Genomic DNA, 10,000 nt, shown 5'->3' on the forward strand with positions numbered 1-10,000 from the left:
GTGGACAGCCATACCTCTGAACTATGGCAGCAAATTCTATCCATTATACAAACCAAGCTGAGTAAGCCGAGTTACGACACTTGGTTTAAGGCTACCAAGGCAGCGAAACTAAATGACCACTCCATTGTGATTTCTGCACCGACAACTTTTGCCGTGGAATGGCTTGAAAGCCGCTATACCAAGCTAGTCGGAGCAACGGTTTATGAAATTTTGGGCAAACAGCTAGAGGTCAAGTTCGTTATTGAAGAGAACAAGCCCGCCGAGGTCGACCTTCAGCAACAACCTCAGCAGCAGCCGGTCGTTCATGAAGAAGCTGTGTCCCATATGCTGAATCCCAAATATACATTCGATACATTCGTCATCGGATCGGGGAACCGTTTTGCCCATGCGGCATCGCTGGCCGTCGCCGAGGCGCCGGCCAAAGCTTACAATCCGCTGTTTTTATACGGTGGTGTGGGGCTGGGGAAAACGCATCTGATGCACGCTATCGGGCACTATATTTTGGAGCACAATCCGACCAGCAAGGTCGTTTATTTATCGTCGGAGAAGTTTACGAATGAATTCATTAATGCCATCCGGGACAACCGCGGGGAAAGTTTCCGGAATAAATATCGCAACATTGATATTTTGCTCATTGATGATATTCAATTCATTGCGGGCAAGGAATCGACGCAGGAGGAATTTTTCCACACGTTCAACGCGCTTCATGAGGAACGCAAGCAGATTATAATCTCAAGCGATCGGCCGCCTAAAGAAATTCCAACGCTGGAAGAACGGCTGCGCTCTCGCTTCGAGTGGGGACTTATTACGGATATTCAGCCGCCGGATCTGGAGACGAGAATTGCTATTCTTCGGAAAAAGGCACGTGCGGAAAACCTGGATATTCCCAATGAGGCCATGATGTATATCGCTAATCAAATTGATACGAACATCCGTGAACTGGAAGGGGCGCTAATACGCGTTGTCGCCTATTCTTCCTTAACAAATCAGGATGTAACAAGTCATCTTGCGGCTGAAGCGTTGAAGGACATTATCCCGTCCAGCCGTCCCAAAATGATCACGATTCAGGATATACAGCATCAAGTCGGGGAATTTTACAATCTACGGCTGGAGGATTTTAAAGCGCGTAAGCGGACGAAGGCTGTAGCTTTTCCACGACAAATTGCCATGTACCTGTCTCGTGAGCTAACCGACTATTCTTTGCCGAAAATCGGCGAAGCTTTCGGTGGGCGTGATCACACGACTGTCATTCATGCGCACGAAAAAATCTCCAAATCCATTCAAGTGGATCAGGATCTGTTTAAAGTTATCAACAACCTAATAGAAAAAATCAAAAATCCAACCTGAACAAGTTCAGAGCCTATACACAATTTATACACATGTGGATAGGCTTGATTTTATTAGGGTTACGGTGACTTATCCACATATTCAGTGCGCCTATTACTATTACTAATATATTTTAAAGATATACATCACCTAAATAAGGCCCGCGTCAACGCGTGCTTGAAGGATTAAAACCCGTAGGAGGAACTTATGAAGATCAGCATTCTGAAAAACGTTTTGAACGAGGCTATACAACATGTATCCAAAGCGATATCAAGTCGGACTACGATTCCAATTCTGAGCGGTATTAAGCTGGATGTGAATCACCAGGGAGTAACGCTGACCGCCAGCGATACAGACATCTCCATTCAATCCTTTATTCCGATGGAGGATGGTGACCAAACTGTCGTTCAGGTCGAACAACCCGGTAGTGTTGTACTGCCAGCCAAATTCTTTGTCGAAATTATCAAAAAGTTGCCGTCTCAGGAGATCCGTATGGAGGTAAAAGACCAATTCCAAACCTTTATCTCGTCCGGTGCAACTGAAATTCAGATTGTTGGCTTGGACCCTGAAGAATTCCCGGTGCTTCCCAACATTGAAGAAAATCAAGTCATCTCTGTGCCAGGAGATTTACTTAAAAATATGATTAAACAGACGGTGTTCTCCATTTCCACCCACGAAACGACACCGATTTTAACCGGCGTGTTGTGGAATCTGGCTGAGGGGGAACTGAAGTTTGTGGCAACGGACCGCCACCGCCTTGCCACCCGCAGCGCTCATTTGGAGACGTCTGAAGGCTTGCGCTTTAGCAATGTTGTCATTGCGGGCAAAACGCTAAATGAGCTGAGCAGAATTATTCCAGACCAAAATATGCTTGTGGATATCGTAGTAGCGGACAATCAGGTATTATTCAAAGTAGATCGGGTGCTATTTTATTCCCGCATCTTGGACGGCACCTATCCTGATACTTCTAGAATTATTCCGACCTCCTACAAAACAGAACTGATTGTGGATACAAAAAGTTTAAGTGAGTCAATTGACCGTGCTTATTTGCTGTCCCGTGAGGAAAAAACGAATATTGTAAAAATGCAGTCGCTGGAAAATGGCGGCTTGGAAATTTCCTCTAGTTCCTCTGAGCTTGGCAAAGTGCGTGAGGAAGTAACTGTGTCCAAATTTGAGGGAGAGCCGCTCAAAATTTCGTTCAACTCCAAATACATGCTCGACGTGCTCAAGGTGATTGATAGCGAGCAGCTGACGATTGCTTTTACCGGCATTATGAGTCCCATTATTTTAAAACCGGCAGATTCCAGCAATGCGCTGTATATCATCCTGCCATATCGCACAACCAACTGACGTTTAGCTTTAACCCACCCGAGGACAAGCGAAAGGATGAACAAGCCTTGAAACAGATATCTATACAGACCGAATACATCAAGCTCGATCAATTTTTAAAATTAGCCGATTGTGTATCCACAGGAGGCATGGCTAAAGCCCTGCTGCAAGAGGGACAAGTCCGTGTGAATGGTGAACCGGAAGAACGTCGTGGAAGAAAACTGTACCCGGGTGATACCGTAGAAGTAGAGGACAACGGAAGTTTCGAAGTTACAGCAGGAGCATGATCGCCTGGGTGGCAAGGACTCCTTTTAGGTACGGAGTAACAAGGGGGACCCTATGTGTTTGTGAACAACATTGTTTTGCAGCAGTACCGGAACTATGAACAGCTGGAGCTGAATGAATTTGGGCCCGTTAATTTGCTGATCGGACAAAATGCGCAGGGCAAAACGAATCTGGTAGAGGCGATTTTTGTACTGGCTTTAACCAAAAGTCATCGAACGTCCCGCGACAAAGAGTTAATCTCTTTCGGGGCTACTTCCACTCACCTAGCTGCGGATGTGGATAAAAAATACGGGAAAATCAGACTGGATCTCGCGTTATCCACACAAGGCAAAAAAGCAAAGATCAACGGACTGGAGCAGCGAAAACTGAGCGATTTTATCGGTTCGTTAAATGTGGTCATGTTTGCACCTGAGGATCTCGAAATCGTCAAAGGAACACCGGGGGTTCGCCGCCGGTTTCTTGACATGGAAATTGGACAGGTTGCGCCAGGATATCTGTATCATTTGCAGCAATACCAGAAAGTATTGGTGCAGCGAAATAACCTGCTCAAGCAAGCTTGGGGTAAGGATATGGCTTCAGTACAGCTGATGCTGGAGGTATGGAATGAGCAACTTGTTGAGCATGGTGTTAAAATTGTTAAAAAGCGGAAACAATTTATAACAAAGCTACAAAAGTGGGCTCAGGCCATTCATGAAGGGATTGCAGGTGGGACAGAAGAGTTAAAATTAACCTATGTTCCCTCCTTCAGTGAGCCAGAGGAAGAAGATGAAGCTGTCTTATTGGAGCGATTTATGATAAAGTTATCCCAAATGAGGGAACAGGAAATCCGCCGTGGCATGACTTTGGCGGGACCCCATCGTGATGATTTGGCCTTTGCCATTAACGGCAGAGAAGTGCATACGTATGGCTCGCAGGGGCAGCAGCGGACGACGGCCCTGTCCTTGAAGCTGGCCGAAATAGAGTTAATTCATGAAGAAATTGGTGAATATCCTGTCCTGCTGCTGGATGATGTTTTGTCCGAGCTGGACCCCTATCGTCAGACTCAGCTGATCGAGACTTTCCAAAGCAAGGTACAGACCTTTATCACGGCAACCGGGGTTGAGACTTTGAACGCAGAACGACTCAAGGATGCCAATATTTATCACGTCCACGACGGGCATGTGGAACACTAAGGAGTGAGTGACCGCTATGTATATTCATCTGGGTGGAGAAAAAATCATCCGCTCTTCAGAGCTTGTGGCTATTTTCGATATCTCGATTGAAAAATCCTCTAAAATCTCCAAGCAATACGTGAACCACGCCCAACAGCAAAAGCATGTCGAGATGATTGGCGAAGAGGAAGCCAAGTCCATCGTAGTGACTCAGAATACGGTGTATTATTCCCCCATCTCCTCAACAACACTCAAAAAGCGGGCAAACCAGTTTGTTGCCAATGCTTAACCATAGAATCTATAGAAGTAGGTGAAAGGCATGTCTATGAATCAACCGTCTTATGATGCGGGCGAGATTCAGGTCCTTGAGGGCCTGGAAGCGGTTCGGAAACGTCCCGGGATGTATATTGGCTCCACGAGCGCCAAAGGTCTCCATCATTTGGTCTGGGAAGTTGTGGACAACAGCATTGACGAAGCGCTGGCGGGTTACTGTGACAGCATTCAAGTTGTCGTTCACGAAGACAATAGCATTACCGTTACAGATAACGGTCGCGGTATTCCAGTAAGTGAACACGCCAAAATGAAAAAATCTGCGCTGGAAGTCGTTATGACCGTGCTTCACGCAGGTGGTAAATTTGGAGGCGGAGGGTACAAGGTATCCGGTGGTCTGCACGGGGTTGGTGTATCCGTAGTAAATGCCCTCTCCAGTAAAATGATCGTGCATGTTAAACGGGACGGACATCTGTATGAGCAGGAATATCATCGTGGTGCTCCGCAGTATGATGTCAGAGTCATCGGTGACACAGACGAGACGGGTACCCAAACGACTTTTTATCCTGACGATCAAATCTTTACAGAAACGACCGTATATGACTATGATACGCTCCAGACGCGGATTCGTGAGTTGGCTTTCCTGAACAAAGGTATTGCAATCAGCTTGACTGATGAACGGACGGGCGCCAGCGATACATTTCACTACGAGGGCGGAATCAGTGAATATGTGCAATTTTTGAATCAAAAAAGAGAAGCGCTGCATGAACAGCCGATTTATGTCGAAGGCTCGCGTGATATGATTCAAGTCGAAGTGGCATTGCAATATAACGACAGCTATACCGAGAATATTTATTCTTTTGCCAACAACATCAACACCCATGAGGGCGGAACTCACGAATCAGGTTTCAAGAGTGCATTAACCCGGATTATTAACGATTATGCACGTAAAAATGGCTTGATTAAGGACAACAATGCCAACTTGACCGGTGACGATGTGCGTGAAGGATTGACGGCGATTATCTCCGTCAAAATTCCAGAACCACAGTTTGAGGGTCAGACCAAGACAAAGCTTGGTAACAGTGAGGTGCGAGGGATTGTCGAATCCCTATTCGCAGAGAAACTCCAGGAATTCCTAGAGGAAAATCCGTCTGTTTCCCGCCGGGTGGTTGATAAATCCTTACAAGCAGCACGTGCCCGGGAAGCAGCGCGTAAAGCGCGTGAGCTTACACGTCGTAAAAGTGCGCTGGAAATCAGTTCGCTCCCAGGCAAGCTGGCGGATTGCTCCTCTAAGGATGCTTCGATTAGTGAACTGTACATCGTCGAAGGTGACTCAGCAGGAGGATCTGCCAAGCAGGGTCGTGATCGTCACTTTCAGGCTATTTTGCCGATTCGCGGTAAAATCCTGAATGTTGAAAAGGCACGCTTGGACCGTATTTTGTCCAGTGATGAAATCCGGTCGATGGTAACAGCAATGGGTACAGGGATCGGAGACGACTTTGACATCGCCAAAGCCCGTTATCACAAGGTTATTATCATGACAGATGCGGATGTCGATGGTGCCCATATTCGTACGTTGTTGCTGACGTTCTTCTATCGGTACATGCGTAAAATCATTGATGCAGGCTATATTTATATTGCTCAGCCACCACTATTCAAAGTGGAGCGTAACAAAGTTGTACGTTATGCGAACTCCGAGGCGGAACGTGATGAGATCATCAGGGAATTTGGAGAAAACGCGAAATACAATGTACAGCGCTATAAAGGCTTGGGTGAGATGAATGCGACCCAACTTTGGGAAACTACAATGGACCCTGAGAGTCGTACTATGCTTCAGGTAACTGTCAGTGACGCGATGCTGGCTGATACACTGTTCAATACCTTAATGGGTGATAATGTAGAACCTCGCCGCGACTTTATCCAAGAACATGCGAAGTACGTGAAAAATCTTGATTTTTAATGTGTGATTGTATTACGTGCTCATTAGGTAGTGTTTTGTAAGAGTTCACAAGGGGCGCCCAAATGGGCGTCCCTTTTCTTCTCATTAACCAGCCCGGGTGTATTTGAATATTTGAACTCATTGTTTTAGGCTTTTTTCTTAGAGCGTATGGTTTTACCCGTGGATGAAGAGTACCGGCCGTAGCCTACTGCATATCTGAATATTTTATGATAGAGGCTTTTGTTTGGAAGGGAAGAGAACACCTTAATTGCTGGTCTCGTATTAACCTCCAGAATCCACGGATAATTTTGTTGATCCAGTCCCACATCTAATCCAATTTCCCTTAAACGTGGGTATCTTTTTTGCAACTGCCAGGCTACCCGTTCGCCCATTTTTGATAATTTTTGCTCCAGTCGTACAGCTTCCTTTACATCCATGTATGGAGCGACCAGCTCATTGAAAAAGCGCGTTGTTCCACCGCTGTGATGATTGGTGACGACTTTGTCAGGAGCAGCTACGCGTCCTACAATAAGCGTTGTTTCCCATTGGTGTCTCAAATTCATCTGGGTTAATACCCTCAGATCGAAAGGGCGTGCTTCATGCTGAAGAAGTGGAATTCCACGCTGGATCAGATATGGACGTTTTCGTATGCGGGAAGAAACCACTTTATGCAGATCTTCTAGACTTTCGAAGGTGAAGGTATCTACTTCATAGCGAAGCACATACCAAGTTCTCTCTTCGATAATTCCTTCTTCTGTCGGCGGAAGCGGCTCTGTCAGCCTCTCTGCCCGCATAACCCCTTTTCCATAAGTACCGTTATCCGGCTTAATATAGACAGTACCATACACAGCCAACATTTCGTTCAAGTGATCAAATGTGTACAACCGTGTTTCCGGTACATAAGCGGCCAATGTCGGATTGGGGAGAATGGCATTTGTTTTGGTCCACTTACTGGATACTCGCTGAATAGACAAGTAATCTCATCCCTTTCTTTTCGAAATATGAGTCATGTACTTGGAATCCGCAACACTTTGACAAAACAAGGGAAACTAAAGGACAAGCGCGTAAAACAATGATATAATAGAGAAATACGGCGTTTTTCGGAATTTTGCTAAGTGAACCCTGACCGTATACGTATTGTATGTGGAAAAGGCCCTTAGGGTGGGGGCTAATCCCCAGCTCTGGGGAATTTGTTATAATCAGGGCTTGTGAGTTGTACAAGAGATAGCAATCTGCTACTCGCAGAAAGAGAATGACGAGGGATTTACGCTGTAAAGAGGACAGATGCGTTTAATTGTGCTCTTTTTGTGAAAGTAATATAATTACACAGATGAGGATTTCAGCCAAAATCCTGCGCAGAGAGCGGAGTGTATAGGCAGTATCTTGTTAGGCTTTTCACATAGAGAGCATTGTATTGAAGGATAAGAAGGAGGACCAGCATGGCGGATCAAAATAACTCGCAAATCATCAATAGGGATATCGGAGTGGAAATGCGCGAATCCTTTATGGATTATGCCATGAGTATTATTGTTAGCCGTGCCTTGCCTGATGTGCGGGACGGACTGAAGCCGGTACACCGTCGTATTTTGTATGCGATGTCCGAGCTAGGCATGTCGCCAGATAAGCCTTACAAAAAATCGGCAAGAATTGTCGGCGAAGTTATCGGTAAATATCACCCTCATGGTGATACGGCTGTATATGATACGATGGTGCGGATGGCGCAGGATTTTTCCTTGCGTTATATGTTGGTGGATGGACACGGTAACTTTGGCTCCGTGGATGGAGATATGGCGGCTGCGATGCGTTACACCGAAGCACGGTTGTCCAAGATTGCCATGGAAATGCTACGTGATTTGAACAAAGAGACCGTTGATTTTATGCCGAACTACGATGGTGAAGAGAGCGAGCCCGTTGTATTACCTGCACGTTATCCTAACTTGCTGGTGAATGGCGTCGGCGGAATTGCAGTCGGGATGGCTACCAATATTCCTCCGCATAACTTGGGAGAGGTTATCGATGGTGTACAAGCACTAATCGAAAATCCTGACATTACGCCGATGGAACTTATGGATTATATTCAAGGGCCGGATTTCCCGACAGCAGGTTATATTTTAGGACGCTCTGGTATTCGTCAGGCGTACCAGACTGGCCGCGGATCTGTGACCATGCGTGCGAAGACCACCATAGAAGAGATTGGCAATAAAGCACGGATTATCGTGCATGAGCTGCCTTACCAAGTGAATAAGGCTCGTCTGGTCGAGAAAATTGCCGAATTAGTACGTGACAAACGTATTGAAGGCATTACGGATCTTCGGGATGAATCGGACCGTACGGGTATGCGTGTCGTTATTGAGTTGCGTAGAGACGTGAACCCGAATGTCGTTCTGAATAATTTGTTTAAACATACGGCCATGCAGTCGAATTTTGGTATTAATATGCTTGCCATTGTAAACAACGAACCGAAGATTTTGAACCTGAAGGATGTCTTGTATCATTATCTCAAACATCAGGTCGAGGTTATTCGTCGCCGGACAGAATTTGATCTGAAAAAAGCCGAAGCTAGAGCACACATTCTGGAAGGCTTGCGCATTGCCCTTGACCATCTGGACGAAGTTATTGCCTTGATTCGTTCTTCCCAAACTGCAGAAGCAGCTCGTGAAGGACTGATTGAGCGTTTCTCGCTCACTCTTGAACAGTCTCAGGCTATTCTAGATATGCGTCTGCAACGCTTAACCGGTTTGGAACGTGAGAAGATCGAGAACGAATATAACGAGCTAATACAAAAGATTGCGGAATATCGTGAGATTTTGGCGAACGAGCATCTGGTACTCAATATTATTAGCGAAGAGCTGAATGAACTTAAAGAACGTTTCGCTGATGAACGTCGCACTGAAATTACAGTGGGTGAAGAGAGTATTCTGGATGAGGATCTCATTCCGCGTGAAGATGTTATTATTACTGTAACCCATACAGGATATATCAAACGCCTTCCTGTTACTACTTATCGCAGTCAAAAACGCGGTGGTCGTGGTGTAGTGGGTATGGATACCAAAGATGAGGATTTCGTAGAGCATCTGTTCATTACGAATTCACATCATCATTTGTTATTCTTTACCGACAAGGGTAAGGTATATCGGATTAAGGCCTATGAGATTCCTGATCTAAGCCGGACTGCCCGGGGGACACCGATTATTAACCTGATTCAGATTGAACAGGGTGAGTCGATCAATGCGGTAATTCCAATCGAGGAATTTGTGGAGGATAGCTATCTATTCTTTGCGACCCAGCATGGAATTATAAAGAAGACACCTCTTGACGACTATGCAAATATCCGCAAAGGTGGCTTGATTGCCATTAACTTGCGTGAAGATGACGCCCTGATCGAAGTGAAGCTGACGGACGGACAGCAGGAAATGATTATTGGTACAGCACAAGGCATGTCTATCCGTTTCCCTGAAAGTGATGTACGGTCTATGGGCCGTAGCGCTACAGGGGTTAAAGGGATCAACCTTGATGAGAGTGATGCTGTAATAGGTATGGATATCGTAGATACCAGCCTGGATATCCTGATTGTAACGGCCAAAGGTTATGGCAAGCGTACCCCTGTTGTGGATTATCGTATCCAAAGCCGTGGAGGTAAGGGGATCAAGACGATTAATGTTACGGATAAAAATGGTCCGGTTGTCGGTCTCAAGGTTGT

At 45.9% G+C, this 10,000-nt stretch carries 8 protein-coding genes (1 of these 8 cut by a window edge); 7 read left to right on the top strand and 1 reads right to left on the bottom strand.

What is annotated here, in order from left to right:
* The 6 genes from dnaA to gyrB all read left to right on the top strand — a co-directional run bounded on the left by dnaA (position 1) and on the right by gyrB (position 6,321).
* On the top strand, positions 1-1,347 hold the full coding sequence (gene dnaA, locus ACWGXJ_RS00005) for a chromosomal replication initiator protein DnaA (protein WP_103049703.1): 1,347 nt from the start codon (positions 1-3) through the stop codon (positions 1,345-1,347).
* A gap of 186 nt (positions 1,348-1,533) precedes the next feature.
* The gene (gene dnaN, locus ACWGXJ_RS00010) at positions 1,534-2,676 is read left to right on the top strand and encodes a DNA polymerase III subunit beta (RefSeq protein WP_029518977.1); all 1,143 of its coding nucleotides are present in this window, start codon (positions 1,534-1,536) and stop codon (positions 2,674-2,676) included.
* A gap of 47 nt (positions 2,677-2,723) precedes the next feature.
* The gene (gene yaaA / locus ACWGXJ_RS00015; protein WP_023986416.1) at positions 2,724-2,942 is read left to right on the top strand and encodes a S4 domain-containing protein YaaA; all 219 of its coding nucleotides are present in this window, start codon (positions 2,724-2,726) and stop codon (positions 2,940-2,942) included.
* Positions 2,943-2,996: 54 nt separating this feature from the next.
* The gene (recF, locus tag ACWGXJ_RS00020; protein ID WP_013308098.1) at positions 2,997-4,112 is read left to right on the top strand and encodes a DNA replication/repair protein RecF; all 1,116 of its coding nucleotides are present in this window, start codon (positions 2,997-2,999) and stop codon (positions 4,110-4,112) included.
* A gap of 16 nt (positions 4,113-4,128) precedes the next feature.
* Positions 4,129-4,380, top strand: coding sequence for an extracellular matrix regulator RemB (gene remB / locus ACWGXJ_RS00025; RefSeq protein WP_007433255.1), 252 nt, complete (start codon positions 4,129-4,131; stop codon positions 4,378-4,380).
* Positions 4,381-4,410: 30 nt separating this feature from the next.
* Entirely contained in the window at positions 4,411-6,321 is a 1,911-nt protein-coding gene (gene gyrB / locus ACWGXJ_RS00030; RefSeq protein ID WP_061830445.1) for a DNA topoisomerase (ATP-hydrolyzing) subunit B, read from the top strand.
* A 125-nt stretch (positions 6,322-6,446) separates the two neighbouring features.
* Here the strand turns inward: gyrB and ACWGXJ_RS00035 are convergent, their stop codons facing one another.
* Positions 6,447-7,274, bottom strand: coding sequence for a YheC/YheD family protein (locus ACWGXJ_RS00035; protein WP_103049701.1), 828 nt, complete (start codon positions 7,272-7,274; stop codon positions 6,447-6,449).
* A gap of 465 nt (positions 7,275-7,739) precedes the next feature.
* Here ACWGXJ_RS00035 and gyrA point away from each other — a divergent pair, with 465 nt between their 5' ends.
* A protein-coding gene (gyrA, locus tag ACWGXJ_RS00040; protein WP_061830447.1) for a DNA gyrase subunit A crosses the window boundary here: on the top strand, positions 7,740-10,000 show its 5' portion. 304 nt of this gene lie beyond the right edge of the window; only the first 2,261 of its 2,565 coding nucleotides appear in the window; its start codon is at positions 7,740-7,742; the stop codon falls past the right edge of the window.

It is taken from the genome of Paenibacillus sp. S33, from assembly GCF_053615415.1.